Annotated in this window: 19 protein-coding genes; 5 read left to right on the top strand and 14 right to left on the bottom strand. The window is 42.2% G+C overall.

The window, feature by feature from the left end:
- The first annotated feature begins 17 nt into the window (after positions 1-17).
- On the top strand, positions 18-233 hold the full coding sequence (locus BK120_RS20415) for a hypothetical protein (RefSeq protein ID WP_076269335.1): 216 nt from the start codon (positions 18-20) through the stop codon (positions 231-233).
- A 28-nt stretch (positions 234-261) separates the two neighbouring features.
- On the top strand, positions 262-483 hold the full coding sequence (locus BK120_RS20410) for a DUF2642 domain-containing protein (RefSeq protein ID WP_076269334.1): 222 nt from the start codon (positions 262-264) through the stop codon (positions 481-483).
- Between the two features lie 54 nt (positions 484-537).
- On the opposite strand, the gene BK120_RS20405 is transcribed toward BK120_RS20410, so the two are convergent.
- The 7 genes from BK120_RS20405 to BK120_RS20375 all read right to left on the bottom strand — a co-directional run bounded on the left by BK120_RS20405 (position 538) and on the right by BK120_RS20375 (position 7,287).
- A complete protein-coding gene (locus BK120_RS20405; RefSeq protein WP_076269333.1) occupies positions 538-978 on the bottom strand; it encodes a hypothetical protein in 441 nt (146 codons plus the stop codon).
- Positions 959-1,909, bottom strand: a complete 951-nt coding sequence (locus BK120_RS20400; RefSeq protein WP_076269332.1) for an aminoglycoside phosphotransferase family protein — start codon at positions 1,907-1,909, stop codon at positions 959-961. The genes BK120_RS20405 and BK120_RS20400 overlap by 20 nt, the downstream gene beginning before the upstream one ends.
- Before the next feature lie 39 nt (positions 1,910-1,948).
- Complete coding sequence (locus BK120_RS20395) at positions 1,949-3,736, bottom strand: SgrR family transcriptional regulator (RefSeq protein ID WP_076269331.1); 1,788 nt, start codon at positions 3,734-3,736, stop codon at positions 1,949-1,951.
- Positions 3,737-3,794: 58 nt separating this feature from the next.
- A complete protein-coding gene (gene hisA / locus BK120_RS20390) occupies positions 3,795-4,544 on the bottom strand; it encodes a phosphoribosylformimino-5-aminoimidazole carboxamide ribotide isomerase (RefSeq protein WP_076269330.1) in 750 nt (249 codons plus the stop codon).
- A 111-nt stretch (positions 4,545-4,655) separates the two neighbouring features.
- Complete coding sequence (locus tag BK120_RS20385; RefSeq protein ID WP_076269329.1) at positions 4,656-5,342, bottom strand: HAD family hydrolase; 687 nt, start codon at positions 5,340-5,342, stop codon at positions 4,656-4,658.
- Positions 5,343-5,370: 28 nt separating this feature from the next.
- Positions 5,371-5,922, bottom strand: coding sequence for an NUDIX hydrolase (locus tag BK120_RS20380; RefSeq protein ID WP_305953896.1), 552 nt, complete (start codon positions 5,920-5,922; stop codon positions 5,371-5,373).
- Positions 5,923-6,087: 165 nt separating this feature from the next.
- Positions 6,088-7,287, bottom strand: a complete 1,200-nt coding sequence (locus BK120_RS20375; protein ID WP_076269327.1) for an oxalate decarboxylase family bicupin — start codon at positions 7,285-7,287, stop codon at positions 6,088-6,090.
- 137 nt (positions 7,288-7,424) lie between these two features.
- On the opposite strand from BK120_RS20375, the gene nagZ reads away from it, so the two are divergent.
- Positions 7,425-8,690, top strand: coding sequence for a beta-N-acetylhexosaminidase (nagZ, locus tag BK120_RS20370; protein ID WP_076269396.1), 1,266 nt, complete (start codon positions 7,425-7,427; stop codon positions 8,688-8,690).
- Between the two features lie 121 nt (positions 8,691-8,811).
- Here the strand turns inward: nagZ and fabI are convergent, their stop codons facing one another.
- The 7 genes from fabI to BK120_RS20335 form a co-directional block, all read right to left on the bottom strand.
- Positions 8,812-9,588: an enoyl-ACP reductase FabI gene (gene fabI / locus BK120_RS20365; protein WP_076269326.1), complete on the bottom strand. Its 777-nt coding sequence runs from the start codon at positions 9,586-9,588 to the stop codon at positions 8,812-8,814.
- 32 nt (positions 9,589-9,620) lie between these two features.
- Entirely contained in the window at positions 9,621-10,211 is a 591-nt protein-coding gene (locus BK120_RS20360) for an AAA family ATPase (RefSeq protein ID WP_076269325.1), read from the bottom strand.
- A gap of 69 nt (positions 10,212-10,280) precedes the next feature.
- Positions 10,281-11,174 (bottom strand): DinB family protein, encoded by an 894-nt coding sequence (locus BK120_RS34645; RefSeq protein WP_179089839.1) that lies wholly within the window; start codon positions 11,172-11,174, stop codon positions 10,281-10,283.
- A gap of 37 nt (positions 11,175-11,211) precedes the next feature.
- Positions 11,212-11,928 (bottom strand): class I SAM-dependent methyltransferase, encoded by a 717-nt coding sequence (locus tag BK120_RS20350; RefSeq protein WP_076269324.1) that lies wholly within the window; start codon positions 11,926-11,928, stop codon positions 11,212-11,214.
- Between the two features lie 173 nt (positions 11,929-12,101).
- Positions 12,102-12,377 carry a hypothetical protein gene (locus BK120_RS20345; protein ID WP_076269323.1) on the bottom strand — a complete coding sequence of 92 codons (276 nt, stop codon included), beginning with the start codon at positions 12,375-12,377 and terminating at the stop codon, positions 12,102-12,104.
- A gap of 14 nt (positions 12,378-12,391) precedes the next feature.
- Positions 12,392-12,937, bottom strand: a complete 546-nt coding sequence (locus BK120_RS20340) for a hypothetical protein (RefSeq protein ID WP_076269322.1) — start codon at positions 12,935-12,937, stop codon at positions 12,392-12,394.
- 75 nt (positions 12,938-13,012) lie between these two features.
- Complete coding sequence (locus BK120_RS20335) at positions 13,013-13,909, bottom strand: AraC family transcriptional regulator (RefSeq protein ID WP_076269321.1); 897 nt, start codon at positions 13,907-13,909, stop codon at positions 13,013-13,015.
- 132 nt (positions 13,910-14,041) lie between these two features.
- Between BK120_RS20335 and BK120_RS20330 the strand changes: the two genes are divergently transcribed.
- A complete protein-coding gene (locus BK120_RS20330; protein WP_076269320.1) occupies positions 14,042-14,881 on the top strand; it encodes a phytanoyl-CoA dioxygenase family protein in 840 nt (279 codons plus the stop codon).
- A gap of 678 nt (positions 14,882-15,559) precedes the next feature.
- A complete protein-coding gene (locus tag BK120_RS20325) occupies positions 15,560-16,909 on the top strand; it encodes a lytic polysaccharide monooxygenase (protein WP_076269394.1) in 1,350 nt (449 codons plus the stop codon).
- Positions 16,910-16,911: the final 2 nt, after the last annotated feature.

Below are 16,911 nucleotides of genomic sequence, written 5' to 3'. Positions count from 1 at the left end.
AGAAGAGGTTTGTGCTCATGTCAACAACGCTTTCGGGCGATTTGATCGCTTTACTCGGCAAAGAAGTGTTTGTCATGACGAATGGTTTTGGTCAGCTTGCTGTAATCGGAAGACTCGATCAGGTTGGTAACGACTTTATACTCGTTTCCTTCGATCAAGATCGTTTTCTTTACGAGCTGCGAATCTTTTATGCAAACATTATTTATGTCCACGAGAATCCAGCTGCTTCATAAACAAGATTCTAAGGAGAGTAGGCTTGCGATGTCTATTATTTCAAATGGAAATCAGATTCTTCCAGGTACTGCTATTTATAGTTTACTCAAGCGCCATATTGGAAGCATTATTTATATAACGACCTCAACAGGAAATGAAGAAGGCCAGTTGATGGCATTTAACGCTAACTTTTTGACCATTACGACAACTGCGTTAGAAACCAAATATGTACTAACAGCAGAGCTAGTCTCTTTCACATTTCGTTCTTAATAAAAAAGCAGGCTGTATCTAAAGGTTTTTAACCATTAGGTACAGCCTGCTATATTAAAGAGCCCCGTTCTCTAGTTCAACAGCATATCTAGCAATCGCTTTTAGAATATCATCGAACATTTCTTCTTGTTCCCAAATGACTTTAAACCCTTGCACTAACAAGTCACCCAATCCCTGCTCCAAAGGTCTATGCAGCCAATCGGTATCTGCAACACCAAAGTCAGCTTCGATTCCACTTGCATACTCTATTTTTAGAGAGGTTAGCAAAACATATTCCTCTTTCGTCGCTTGCTCTATAGCCTCGTATTGGAACTGATATAAAATGGCATCTACTGTTTTTTGCTTCTTATCGGTAACGAGAAGAAAGCTTAAATTCGAATCCTCTTCACTCTCATCGTCCGCACAAGGCCCAACCAAGGCAATACCTGTAATATGCGAATGCCCGCCTGCCCATTTTACAAATTCGTACATAAGCTTATAATGATCCGGTCTCATATTCTTGAACCTCCAAATACCATCGTGGAACTATGCTGTCAAAATAATGATGATCCTCTAACACTCGCTCCAGCTTCTCTACCATAATAGGCAGCTCAACTGGTCGCACCTTCAATATCCAAACGATTGAGGAGATAATCGTCATCGCAAGATAAAGAGAATATAAGGTCCAGAACTTCTCATCAGGCTCTCGATCGCCATGATATCCTTTAATCGTACCAATCGTAAATGGAATGCTGATTTCACTGCTGAACATCCCGGCCTTCAGAAATTCATGTACCGGATCTCCCCAGTCCCATCGATTAAAATCAATGACGCCGGCTAATTTGCCTTCATTTACAATTAAATTGCCCACATGGAAATCATCGTGCTGAAAAACGTTTGGCCGATCCTTCATCAAATACAGATTTTGTTCAATAAAAGATAGAATCTTCGCATCGTTTTTCATTCGAGCCCCACTAGCCATATATTGCTCGATATAGCTTTTATGCTTCGCAAGCTTACGATCATGCCAAGACAAGACTGAAGCAGGAGCATGCCACTTATGCATCTTAGCAAGCTCTTGCCCCGCTTCCAATCCAATTGTATATTGAACCTCAGCGGAATAGGCAGGAATAGCTTCGGTAGCCTCATCGCCATCAATATACGTTAGTAGCATGTAACCCATCTCTGTATTTGGCAAAGTACTCATTTCGATTGGCTTGGAGCAATTAACGTCATATAACTGCATACGCTGCAACACTTCATACTCAGCTTGCTTCGCTGCAAGCTCATCCAACGCGAAGCATTTCAGCAAATAGAGCTGGCCGTTCTTCTCGACTAGAAACTTTTGATCATTCGAATAACCTTTATTTATTTTTGAAATTCGACTGCTGCCATGAAGTGTGTCTATACCTTTGACAATGTTGTCGATGAGCTCCTGCTCATTCATAATCTCACCTCGCAAATCCTAATAAAAGCGATCTAATCATCACGTATTTCTTAACCAAACGTTTTTATAATCGATTTTACCCCATGCGTTTAACGAAATTCCTTGCAGCGTTTGATGATGTCCTACAATCTGCAGGCTATGATATAAGAACAATAAGCTGAAATTTCGTTTGAGCTCCTCTTGTATGCTTATTAAATAACCCATTCTAATATCTGAATTCTCATACCGCAAACAAATCGAAATTTGTTGATTGATATTCATCTTGTCAACCGCACCCAGATGGTTCGTAATAAAACTGTTCTTTGACATATACATCTCAATAAGTGAAATATCGGGCTGCTCTCCGAGTACTTCCCCACTAAGGATCATATCCGCTTTCATTATGATTTCGGGATTAGCAAGCTCTTCGAGCGAAAGCTTTACGATTTCTAGTGAAATGCCTAAACCCTTGTATACCCTTTGCAGCCATTTCGAAGTTTGATCATTCGCAGGCATTTCATAAGTATATAACGTAATGGTCTCGCCCTTATATCCTGACTCTTCAAGCAATGTTGTCGCTAGTTGCGTATCATAATCGTTATAGAAAGCCTTATCCGTATCCTCTAAATTAAAGCCGGTTGAAGGCTTGTGCCTAATCCCGCCTAATTCGTGGATCATTTGCTGCCGATCTATTCCGTAGTGCAAAGCCTGGCGAAACTTCATTTGCTGCGTGATGCCTTTTTTAGCTGTATTGATGGTAATAAAAGTGCTGCCTTTCTCCAATTGGGCAAGCGCTGGCCTTAAACTCTCCTTGATTTGCGCTTCAAAATAAACCAGTTGATCTTCACCGTCTGATTGCAGCTTCTCTTGATTTTCCTCATAGTTTGGCCACACCCACATTTCAATGCGATCCAGATGAGGACAACCTTCCAAATAAAACTCATTGGCTTCTGCAACGAGCATAGACTCATTGTTTTTGGTAATCTTGAACGGTCCAGTCCCAATAGGCATGACGGCAAACTGCTCATCAGAACCAGTACCATCGAGCATTTCAGGCACAATGGAATAACGTTCCGTACAAAGAAAGTGAAGAAACAGCGCGTTAGGCTCGTTTAGCTCAAAGGTAATGCTGTATTTGCTCGTTTCTTTTATTTCCTTAATCTTGGACGTTAACCACTCCGCAGGCGAGCTTGTGAGCAGTCTTTGAAAAGTAAATGCGACGTCTCGCGAGGTCATTATCTTATCATTGTGAAAACGAACGCCCTTGCGTAAAAAAAACGTCCAGCTCGTTTTCATAACGTTGCTTTCCCAGTAATGAGCAAGCTGAGGATGGAATTTACCATCCTGTTTTGAATATCTGACCAATGTATTAAAAACCTGCTCTATCCAATGCGTTTCCATGCGGCGACAGACGAAAGCAGGATCTAAGCGCAAGAGAGGACGATAAAACGGAAACCTCAGTACATCCTTCTCCTCCATATCCCGCTTCACGCCAAACAACTCAGACAACCATGTCATAATTTCGGATTTCACAGCTGGATCCTGAAGCATCTCAAGCATGCTCCAAGCCTCGTTGATCTTCCCCTTCTCGACTAGCCCCTTCGCTTTGCCGAGTACGATATCACGGTATGAAACAAGAAATACGATTTGCGAGAGATTGCCGCGGCCACGACCGGGCAACCATTCGATATAGCTCTTTTCCATCATTTTTGTCAAAAGTATTTGTACATTTCTGCGTGTACAAGACAATATGTCGCAGATCCGTTCCATGGATAAAAAAATAGGCTCGCGTTCTGGGTTTGCTGGAAAAGTGTTTCTTAACCTGCAATAATATTCTTCCACATCCATCCTTAACACCACCTAGGAAACGAAGTCTCAGTTAGCCAGCTTCGTTGCTGTTTTCTCTCTAAGCCTTGTTACTGTAGGCAACAACTTCCTCATAGGATAACTGCCCGCCAAAAATATCAAGCGCACTGCCGATTGTAATATCCAGCTTGCCATTTGAAAGCTCATTAAATTGATCCATATCCGCAATCGACCTTGCCCCGCCGGCATAGGTTGTCGGAATCGTTACCCAATCAGCTAACGAACGAACGAGACTTTGCTGAATGCCGCTCTGCTTGCCTTCCACATCAACAGCATGAACAAGAAACTCATTGCAATATTGCTCAAGGAATAAGATGTTTTGTTGGTTAACAACGAACTCGCTGAATTGCTTCCATTGATTCGTCACAACAAACCATTGCCCGTCCTTCTCCTTGCAGCTTAGATCGATTACTAAACGGTCTTTCCCCACTTCAGCGACGATCTTCGCAAGATGATCCTCATTCAGCTGACCATCTTTAAAAATATATGAGGTCACAATAATATGCGATGCGCCCTTCTCCAAATAAAAGGCAGCATTATCCGCAGTAATTCCACCACCAATTTGCAAGCCGCCGGGATATGCCGCAACAGCCCGAACTGCCGCTTCCTCGTTTCCGCCGCCGAGCATAATCACGTGACCGCCCGTAAGCGCGTCTTTCTTGAACAGTTCTGCATAATAAGCAGAATCTTGTTTGGATACAAAGTTCTCTATAATTTCGGCATTCAACGTTTCACCGACAATTTGTTTCACTTTACCGTCATGCAAATCGATACAAGGTCTAAATTTCAATTTTCATTCCTCAATTCTGTATGTTGTAAGTATGAATATTCTCTTATATGAAAAATAACCTAATCCTCTATGTAAATCAACAATGCTGCGAAATCTTGATGGTTTTATTACTTAACGCTTCTCCACTATACGTGGTGCCTTTAATTCTATCGTTTCAATAAGCTCAGACAAGCTTCGATCTGCCATTGAAGGAATCAATAAATCATAATCCATGAAAGCAAAATCCTTCGTCAGCTCGTTTGGAACGATCACTGTATGTAGTCCAGCTGCTTTAGCTGCCAAAAAGCCATTTAAAGAATCCTCGAATGAAATCGCTTCACTCGCTTCAACTCCAAGCTTCTGCAGCGCCAGCAAATACAGCTCAGGATTAGGTTTGACCCGTTCGACCTCATCAGCCATACTGAAGCTGTCAAAATAATGATCCAATTGATGTTTAACCAAATATGGCTTTATCCAAGAAAGCTGAGAGCTGGATGCGAGACCAACTTTGAGATTCATACGCTTCGCCTCATTCAAGTAGTCCATCACGCCTGGGCGAATATCAGCTGACTTAAGAAGCTCTGCATACACTTCTTTAAATTTTGCTTTAACAGCTGCTAAATCTATCGTTTCAGTTACACAATCGGCAATATAAGTATAAGGGTTAAATTGATCCAGCGACGTCCCTACACATTTGGCATACAGCGACACTGGCAGCTCTACTCCATACTCCTCATAAACTTGACGAAAAGCATAATAGGATGGCGTTTCCGTATCAATAATAAGACCGTCAAAATCAAAGACTAACGCTTTAATCAATCGACTCATCCTCTCTATAGTACATTCATTATCTATGCGATTCTTGTTTGATCGCGTAACTGCTTAAATATAGCTCTCTATTAGAAGTATCTGATTCGATGCTGGAAGAAATCTCTTTATGCATAATATCGATTAAATTCTCATTTTTATAGACGCAATGATGATCGTAACTATTGGCTTCATTCAGCATCATAGGCAGGGTGATTGGAATATTGGACACGATGCCGACATTGTTTTTATCCATAATCCATTCGAATGTTTTCCAATCCAAAATCCCTTCATCTGTTTTCTTAGGTGTCGCATATTCAAAGGAAGCCGGCACTTCTGCTATATACGCATACATGCCGCCAAAATCAAAGTTATCGCCAGACCAGGTAACTAATCCTTTAAAATGCAAATCGTAATGACGAATACCCGTTTCTTCTTCAATCTCTCTAATCATCGCTTCCCTCGGAGACTCCTGCGCTTCGAGCTTGCCGCCAATCCCATTCCAGCAGCCCATCCAGCTGGATTTCTCTCGATTAAGCAACAATATTTCATTTGCGCGTTTAATAAAACAAATATTATATTTCAGCATCATCGTTCTCCTATGTTCGTGTTCTTATATAAAATTTGTACTATTCCTACCTATCATCATAGCTATACTTTACCACATTGCTGTTTTAGAAGAGAACATGTCCACAAAATTAAGAAGATTTCCCAAAAAGCAAGAAAGCACTTTTCAGAAAATCTTCTTTGTCATCGTTTACTTCGGTTTATAGGAGAAGTTTGGATATTTTACGACAGGCCATTTCTCTTTGCGCAGGGCATCCATCAGTTCCGGACCGACATGCAAATTACTTTCAACCAGTTCACACGGAGTTAGCGCCATCCACTGGTTCAATGACACATCAACAAAGCGATCACTTTTGAACATCTCCAAAAACCAAAGTGATTGGCTGCCCGTATTTTGGATATAATGTCCATAAGCAAATGGTACGTATCCAACGTCACCTGCACGATAATCAAAGGTTCGAGCGACACCGTTTCCAGCAAACACGGTCATACGGCCCTGTCCAGCAAGATAATATTGCCACTCATCGTTGTTTGGATGCCAGTGAAGCTCACGCATTCCTCCCGGAAGTATCTCTACGAGGGCGGCAGCAATCGTTTTCGAGATAGGAAAGTTCGAGGAATCCACAATCCGTACACTTCCGCCAGGAGTTTTAAGTGGTGGCTGCGCCAACAAGCGATGTGTAAAAGGAGATGGAACCTCACCATATGGAGATTGCACCTTTTGGCTTTCAATCGACCCTGGCACCTTATCTTGATAAATATAAACCTGATCGGAAGGAATATGTTGAAAAGCACTTTCGGGAACGCCAAAATTTGCAGACAACACGTCTTTTGGCGTATGTGCAAACCAATCGGATATGGATAATGTATTCAAATCAGAGAAGGTGCCATCATCAAAAACAAGCAAAAATTCGCAGCCGCCCTCAAGCCCTTGAATGGAATGAGGGATGCCTGCCGGAAAATACCAAAGATCTCCTTCACCGATGTCAGCGATCATATTGCGTCCAGCTTGATCAACTGAAGTAATTCGCGCTTTACCAAGCAGCATATACGCCCATTCGGCTTGCTGATGCCAGTGCATCTCTCGAACGCCGCCTGCTGTTAGACTCATATTGACTGCTGCGAGAGTTGTTGCAATCGGCAAATCTCGAACGGTTACCTCGCGTGACCAGCCGCCTTTGTTTAATTGCATATGTGTATCCGAGAATGAAAATTTCAAATTAGGAAGCAAACCCGAATCGGTTACGGGGGGAACGAGCATGTTCGGGTTTTCAATATCACGCATAATATCACGCGGACCTTGGTCTATATTTCCCGTTCCGTCACTTTCTCGAATGGGCTGAGGGATAACTGTGCTGCTATTTGGATCTTGGGGATGATCCTCCATCATAGTCCTCCTCGACTTTAAAATAAGTGTAGTAGCTTTCATAACCTATACAGCTTATGATGGGAAAATGAGGAATATTCAAATTGTCAGCAGGCATAAGTCGTGCCAATAAAGGTGATCATGCAACGAGGGAGGAATTTATGATGATAAAAAAAGCAGTTACACTACTAACCCTTTTAATCATTTGTTCAAGTTGCAGCACGGGTAACACTTCAACATCTCCATCACCAACAATAAGTCCAAGTGACCAGCCAACGATTATGCCTAGCCCGAAACCGACTGACAAATCGACAGACAAGCCAGCGGAACAAAATGATCCACTTAAACAAAAAATCGCCAACATGACTTTAGATGAGAAAATTGGCCAAATGGTGATTGTAGGTCTTGAAGGTACTTCAATGGACAAGCAGGGAAAAGAGCTGATTGAAAAATACCGCGTCGGCGGATTTATTTTGTATAAGGACAATATGAACGATGCCGCACAAATATTAAAACTGCTTAATCAGCTAAAAGAAACCAATCAAAAAAACCAAACACCTTTATGGCTAAGTGTCGATCAAGAAGGCGGAAAAGTGAATCGTATGCCCGAAGAGTACATTAAGCTTCCTCCCCCCGCTGAGGTTGGTAAAGCTGGCAATACCGATTACACATTTCAAATTGGACAAGCGCTTGGTGAAGAAGTTCGCTCCATCGGATTTAACATGGATTTTGCGCCTGTATTAGATATTAACAGCAACCCAAAAAATCCTGTCATCGGCAATCGATCCTATGGGTCGAGCGCTGAAGCAGTCATTACACATGGCCTAGAAACGATGAAAGCCATTCAATCTAAGCAAGTGGCTGCAGTCGTCAAGCATTTTCCAGGACACGGCGACACTTCAGTGGATTCTCATCTCGATCTGCCTGTCGTGAATAAATCCTTGGCAGAGCTGAAGGCATTTGAGCTGCTTCCATTCGTCGAAGCGATCCAGCAGGATACCGATGCGATTATGATTGCCCATTTGTTAATTCCGAAGATCGATAAAGACTACCCTGCTTCCCTTTCCAAAAAGATGATTTCGAAATTATTGCGCGAGGAACTCGGTTATGAAGGAGTCGTTATGACTGATGATATGACGATGGGCGGCATAACGGAGCATTTCGATGTTGGGAAAGCTGCAGTCACCTCGATTTTGGCTGGAAGTGATATCATCCTCATCGGACATGATTACAAAACGCAGCTATCCGTCCTCCAATCGCTCAAAAAAAATGCACGCGACGGCGTTATTTCAAGGGATATGCTGGATAAAAGCGTTTATCGCATTTTAAGCTTAAAAGAAAAGTATAAGCTTGAAGATAAAACACTACCTTCTATAGATGTAAAAGCTGTCAATCTTCAAATCAAAGCCGCTATTCAATCAAAATAAAGTGAATTGCAAAAGACAAATCTACCTATTGTTCGAATCGACTCTACCGTATAGGTTAAAATATCCATAAAAAAAGCTCAGGCCTCGTTATGAGTTCTGAGCTTCTTTTATTTTTAACGAATTACAAAGCAAGAATGTGATAACCGGCATCCACGTGAAGAACTTCCCCTGTAATGCCTCTCGACAACTGGCTAAGCAAAAACATCGTTGCATCTCCAACTTCATCCTGATCTATATTGCGACGAAGCGGCGCTCTTTCTTCGATCGTTGACATAATGTCATTAAAGCCTGAAACGCCTTTTGCAGCAAGCGTCCGAATTGGACCTGCAGATACCGCGTTAACACGAATGCCATATTTACCCAAATCCTCAGCAAGGTACATTACACTGGCTTCAAGCGCGGCTTTCGCAACGCCCATAACATTATAGTTTTTTACCACTCGTTCTGCGCCGATATATGTTTGCGTAACGATGCTCCCGCCTTCGGTCATAAGCTTCTTCGCTTCACGCGCAACGGCTACTAACGAGTAGGAGCTGGAGTTTTGCGCAAGCAGATAACCTTCTCTTGTTGTGTCTACATATTCCCCTTGCAGCTCATCCTTCTCAGCAAACGCGACGGAATGAACTACGCCATGAATAACGCCAACCTTCTGCTCCAATTGCTTAAATGCCTCAATAACACTATTGTCATCAAGCACATCGCAGGAAACGGCTTCCAACGCTTCTATTTGATGCTGCTCGAGCAGTTTTTTGAGTTTTTCCAATGATCTTTCCTTACGGTAAGTGAAAACCAGCTTAGCACCTTGATTATGAAGTGATTTAGCTACTCCCCAAGCTATGCTGCGTTCATTGGCTACACCCATAATTACGATTACTTTGTTGTTCATTAAGTTAGACATGATGTTCCTCCCAGTTTCCTAAGTTCTTTTTCTTAAAATCGAATGTGCTTCACCTGCGTGATCACGCGGTCAAATGATCTTTTTAACGAGTTTCTTTGGTCGGGCAGCAATTGAATATTCGACAGCGCAGCGATATGCTCCACATTATCCATGATGGATGAATGATCCGTTTGCAGATGGTGACCAAACCTTTCATCCGAAAGAGCTGCCACACATCTCTTTATTTGCTGTATCGGCCAAGAGTTTTTCCGCTCGCCTCTGCCCCGAAGTCGTTTCATTAAAGTCTCTTCCGTTGCACACAGAGCATAGTGAATAATTTCCACTCCATCTCCCCGCAGGCGACCAATGATCTCCTCAAAATATTGCGGATTTACGACTGTCATCGGTACGATTATGATGCCATCATAGGTTTCATCGAGATGCTTCAGCATCGCATAATTAAAGTCACGCCACATCGGATTTTGTTGAAAATCACTCGTATGAGTTGAACGCGGCGTATTTTTACGAATAAAATAACCAACATTCTCTGGATCGTATACAAATGAATGTTCCGCTCTTTTATGCAGTTCATACGCAGTTTGTGTCTTCCCAGCGCCAAACGCGCCATTAATCCATATAATCATGACTGTCACCTCGACATCATTCTCATATCATTGTTCTATACTAACGATTCGCTTCGTCATATTCAACTTCTATTTCGAAATTGGCATACTTTTTTCTATTAAAGCTGCCTGTCGCTCATAGATAATATAATCTGTAAGTATCGGTTCTGCTCCAGCTTGCCTAAGCAATAAAGCGATTTGTCCACGGTGGTAGCTGCCATGCAAAACAACCTGCGTAAGGATATCGCTTATTTTTGTAGTAAACGGATTTCCTTTACTGTCTGAGTAATTACTTTCATTCCCATAGTCCGATTCAACCAGCTTGGAGAACAAAATTTCATAGTCCGCTTTATTTTGCTCAGCGAAACGTTCACATTGCTCTAAGGTGTGCGTCGGCCAAATCACCATCCCCGCACTATCTTCTCCATTAATACGGGTTAGCCATACCTTCTCAGCAGCAAGGACATGACTAAGCAAGCTTAATGTCTTCTCCATTGGAAGGTCACTCAATTTGAGCGCCATAATAACTTGAGCATTCGCCCACGCGATATGTTGGAAACACTTCACAAAATGGTTATGTAAATGCCCTTCATTAGATTTGCCAACTGTAACAATATGAAGCGGCATCGAGAGAGTCGATGACAATGTGATTTCGAGCTGCTGCCCAGGAACTAACTCATTTAAAATTTCAGGATAAATGATTCTAATTCGTTTCACTTTGCCGTTTTCGTTTAAAACATAAATAATATTTTTATGCTTGCTAACCATTTTGGCATGGATAATTTGGTAGTTTTTGTTGAATACATCCACGACGTATACTATAAAAAAAACAATCATTACAAAACCCATAAAGAAGAAAAAGAAACCTAGAACCTCAGGGCCATCATTCATATAAATGTTTATAAATTGAATAACGGCATTCATGCCAAGTACAAAGCTTGTCAAAAGCCCCATATAGAAAGACTTCATCGGTTTAAGATTCATATGCTCAACCTCCTCCATGTTGTTGTCAACGTACAACTTATCCTATCTTTCGGACGACAAAAGTGATGCAATCACTGCTCAGCAAAATATCCCTTTCATTTCTAACGATTGCAAATTCCAACTGTTTGACATGGTGGTCAATAACTTCCCAGCTCGTATATGCTTTGCTTAACAAATGCTCCATCGCTTGTGTTTCCATATTTACTTCAATAAGAACTTCTAGACTTTCGCCGCTTCGTATATCTGTTTCGCGAATATTGGTGTTTATGATGATACAATTGATTCCATTATCTTTTGTACCCGCAGTCATATGATGCAGTGTATGACGCAACATCGCTTCAGTATTCACATGTTCCAACGAGGATACTGCTACAATATAATCATATTCTTTCTCTGAAATTGTAAAATTGCCTATATCGCTTGCAACCGGCTTTAGTAGATGATGCACGCCAAATTGCTCGCCATAACTCATTAGCTTACTCAGGGCTGACTCCAAGAGATCCACGCATACCACTTGTCCCTGAATATGATGTTCTTGCAATACCTTCGCTAGCGGTATGCTATTTCTACCTACTCCGCAGCCTAAATCAAGAACAGATAGTGGGCCTGGTTGATCAAGTAAGTCAAGATTTTTCATAACCGTCAGCACAGGCTTATGCAGCCACGAGCCTTCCTCAAACAATTTATAATCATCATAGCAGGCTTCGTGATATTTTTTCTCTTCCTCTCTAATTCTCGCTACCCTCTCATCCATAAAATAACCCTCTCTCTTTTTATGTGGCGTACTGGGTAATATTGATAGGTATACTTAAATCCTGACATAACGATGAAGTGGAAGCAACAAAATTTTACAAAGGTATCGCATAATTAATGGGTATATAAAAAAAAGGATTTGCTGACTCGCGCCGAGCAATCCCTTTAGATTTATTATGGCTCAATGGAAATGAGTGTAGGTCTTTCCCATTTTCGATGTTCATATTTAATATAATAATCATGATCCACTTCAATTAGTTTATAGATGCCTTTAGGAATTTGAATCATGTCTTGCTGTCCGCTCAAGTCCTGAATTTTGATGGCTGTTTCATGAACCTCAATCACTTTCACCTGTGCTCCTGTTACATTCGAGTAAGAATTCCATACCGCTAATGCAAACAAAAGCAATATGATCATTCCGATGGTAACAAGCCTATTAGTCTTTTTCATATCTACCTCCAAAATTAAGCTTGTTGATCCTCAGCAAGCATTTCTTTTATTATCTCAATATTTACTGCTGCTCTATGATTCAAGGACTTTTTGTCCTTTAGGTTTAACGATTTTAAATCATGACCCGGATCGATGATCAACGCACTCGACATAACGTCATCCAGAAGCTGAGCGGCTGACTTATACGCATGATGACGCAGCTCGGTACTCGCATTACTTCTAACTAGTTTAATTATTTCGATCATATTTTCAGCATACATCAGCTTTACGATACTATCGGACGACTTGACGTGACGATTAGCGAAAGCCATAACATGCTCAACTATTATTGGATCTGGTTTGTTTTTGGCGATCGACAGCAGCTCAAGAACAGCGTCCCAGTTTCTAATGGACAGCTCACTGGCGTTTTTGGCAATCATAACATCGTACCATGCCGTTTCCGTTTCTTTTGCAATCTCGTAAGACTTGTACTCCTCTAACTCTCCCGCGCGATGCATTTGAAAATAATTGCCGTAGTAGGCAATGAATAACTCTTGTGCACGACTATTCGTGTCTACCATTCTATCTCCACCTTCAAATTATACCTATAAACAAATGTCCAACTAGTATAGCAACTATACGATGATTTCGATACCTCATTCTTGCTTCTTATCATTTATTGTTTTCTTCGTTTGTCCAATCATGCGAAATTGCGACGGCGTAAGTCCCGTTACTTCCTTAAATTGATGGCTGAAATAATGTATGCTTTTGAATCCGAGCCTTATCGAAAGCGACTCCATCTTCTCCCCTAGAAGAAGAGCCTGCTTCGCCTTCTTAATCCGTTCTCTAATAATAAAATGCTTCGGTGTAAGACCCGCTTCTTCCTTAAACAGTTTAGAGAAATGGATAGGATGATAGCCGCATAATGCAGCAAGCTCCGCTACCGACCAGTTGTAATCGGGCTGTAGCTGCATCGCTTGAATAGCAGGTTCTATTTTATGATTGGCATTAGCCGACAAACTGCCTTCCAGCATATGCCGATACATTACCGTGATTGCTTGGATCATTAAGGCACGCAGTGCCATGGTATACCCTGGCTGCTCCCCTTTGTACTCCTTAACCATACGCGTCCATATCGCTTCTAGCCCAGGCACTTCAAACAATGTGGGCATAAGAAGCTGGCTTGCCGTCCCGCACACAAGTACCGGGTTGTTAGAAACACCCTGAGGCGGCCATGAATTGAAAAACCGAATGCCAAGTCCAGGATGCACAGGCTCTGGAGAATCATGCTGCCAACTGAAATGAATGCTGTAAAAGTCCGTTTTCTCCGTTGCTTTCAAATAGGACTGACAATCAGGACCGTAGTACACGCATTCTCCAGGGCCGATCGTATAGGTCTGATTATTGATATATAGCTCGGCACAGCCCGAAATGACGTTCATGATTTGGCAGTCGGGAATGACTCGAACTCCCCAATTCTCGCCTGCTTCCGCCGTTTGTCTAACGGCGAAGTTGACTGTTGGCGCTATTTTCTCAAGCTCGATAGTAGACATATGCGCTCCTTTTCTCCACATTATAAGAAAAACACAAATGATTCATTGATTTAGGAAAATACAATGCTTCACGCTTTCATTATGATTAGGTTATCAACAATCATAATCAAGCTTGAGGAGAGGTGCAAGAGTATGTTGAATGCTGCACAGTTAGCTGAATTCGAGAAAAATGGTTTTTTGAAAGGCGATGTGGTCTTAAACGATGCTGAGGTTGAACGTTTACGCGAGGAACTAGATTTGGTTATGGAAGGAAAAGCGGTCAAGAAACCAATTCTTAACCACAATATGCGAGAGGAAGAAGCTGACTCTTTATACAAAGGCATGAAGATGAGCGTCAGTGAAAAGGTAGTCCAAATCGTAAATATATGGATGGCTAGCGATGCTTATTTGCAGCATGCCGGACATTCGGTCATTTGCGAAGAGATCGCACAATTATGCAAAACCGATACCCTTCGTGTCTGGCATGATCAGATCCAGTATAAACCACCGGTAACGGGTGGACCGACACCATGGCATCAGGATCATCCGTTGTGGCCGGTTATTCAGCCAGCTGACCTCGTCAGTGCATGGGTTGCCCTTGACGATGCAGTCATCGAAAACGGCTGCATGTGGATGGTACCCGGCAGTCATAGGTGGGGCGATCACCAGAAATATCTCGCAAGTACGCCTGACTTTATGCCTTTTCATCGCAAGCCCGAGTTGCTGCCTGAAGGCGCAGTCGTTGAAGCTGTACCGTTCGAGATTAAGAAAGGGCAGGTCGGCTACCATCACAGCCTCACTTGGCATGGCAGCCCGCACAACCGTTCCGAGCTTAAACGCAGAGCTATCGCTGTTCATTACATGCCTGGCCACACCATCTATTCGCCAACAAGCAATCATCCCATGGTGCCTTATGTAACGGTAAATGAAGGAGATATTTTATCAGGCGAGCACTTCCCTGTTGTTTATAGCGCAGCTGCTGCAATGAAATAATGTACTGATAATTAAAAAATATATCTAAAATGTTAAAGGCGAATTTTCATTCTATTAGGAATGAAAGTTCGCCTTTTTTATGCTTTTCTATATGTAAGCTAATTCAATCGTATTCATAGTAAAATCATTTTTTTTGCAATTTGGCTGTCTTTGCTGGGTTTTTTAGTAAAAAGAGATTTTTCTCCTATCCAAAGTCCTAGAATATCTTCCAAAATCAATGTAAAAATGATAATAATACCTTACACAATTCAACGAAAAAGCCTTTATCCATGCGGCATAAGCGTCATTTTATAATCGTTTTAATCCTTTATTTGTGATATTCAATCAAAAGTTTGATTAAATGCTCCAAAATACACTCATAATTGTCGCGAAAATGTAGTACACTGAGTTCAGCGACAAAGACATTATACATTTGTCCCCCCTAAACACCCGTAATGACCTCCTAAAATGATTTAGCCATTCATCAATCTAGAGCCAATTGCCCTTTTGAACAGCGCAGAATACACAAACTAAACTGGATATGAACTCTTCAGAGTTTATATATACAATCTCTATGAACAGGAGGTTTGTTCCCGCACGTTTGCTCAAATGCAACACGAAACGAATAAGCGTTGGTCATACCAGCTCTTAGACGTGACGGCAATTCCATCTTCCCCAAATTTGAAGGAGGCTACTGCATTGTCAACTATTCGTTCATCACATTTTAAGGTAAAACATCTTCGTACTTACATTGGCATTCTGCTTATTACTGCTCTAGGATTGACGCTGTTCTCACAACAGCTTTTTGCACATGGTTATGTTGAAGGGCCTGCCAGCCGTGCTGCACTTTGTAAATCTGGTCAAAATACTGATTGTGGTCCAATCGTTTATGAGCCTCAAAGCCTTGAAGCACCTAAGGGTTTCCCCGCAGCAGGTCCTGCTGACGGTAAAATAGCTAGCGCTAATGGCGCTTTCCCTAAACTTGATGAGCAATCCGCTACTCGCTGGTCGAAAGTGAATATGTCTTCCGGTCCAAATACATTTACTTGGAAGCTGACTGCTAATCATGCAACAGCTAGCTGGAAATACTATATAACGAAACCAAATTGGAATCCAAATGCTGCACTAACTCGGGACTCCTTTGATTTAACGCCATTCTGTTCTGTAAATTATGGCGGCACGCAGCCTCCATTCTCCTATTCGAACAGCTGCAACGTACCTGAACGCAGCGGATATCATATCATTTTGGCGGTTTGGGAAGTCGCTGACACACCGAACGCTTTCTACAATGTCATTGATGCAAACTTCAGCGGCAGCAACCCTGTTGATACGCAAGCACCTACAGCACCTTCCGCTTTAACGACTACAGCGAAAACAACGAACAGCGTGTCCTTGGCATGGAATGCTTCGACGGACAATGTAAGCGTTACCGGATACCGGATATATAACGGCAGCACTTTAACTGGTTCCGTTTCTGGAACAACTCTTGCTTACAATGTAACGGGATTAGCTGCGAATACAGCTTACACATTCAGCGTCAAAGCAATCGACAATGCTGGCAATGAATCGAGTGCAAGCAACTCGCTGTCAGTTACAACAAACGCTCCAGTCGGCAATGATACACAAGCGCCAACTGCACCAGGCGCCCTTCATGTAATGGGTGCGCCAACATCCAGCAGCTTAATGCTTATGTGGAATCCATCGACTGATAATGTAGGGGTATCAGGCTACCGCATTTATAACGGAACAACGTTAGTTACAACAGTAGCCGGCACTGCAACTTTCTACACGGTTACAGGACTTAGCGCAAGCACAGCTTATACATTTAATGTTCAAGCGATCGATGCTGCCGGCAATGTTTCCGCTGCAAGCACGGTTACTGGAACAACCGCTGCCGCTTCCTCGGCTGCACCTTGGGCAGCCAATACAGCATACACAACAGGTACACTTGTTTCGTACAATGGCTCCACATACGAGTGTCGTCAATCTCATACCTCGCTTGTTGGCTGGGAACCTTCCAATGTTCCTTCGCTATGGCTTTTGAAATAATT

Source organism: Paenibacillus sp. FSL A5-0031, assembly GCF_001956295.1.
Taxonomy (GTDB): Bacteria; Bacillota; Bacilli; order Paenibacillales; family Paenibacillaceae; genus Pristimantibacillus.
The sequence above is the reverse complement of the archived record's forward strand: the minus strand, read 5'-3'. Positions and strand labels throughout refer to the sequence as shown.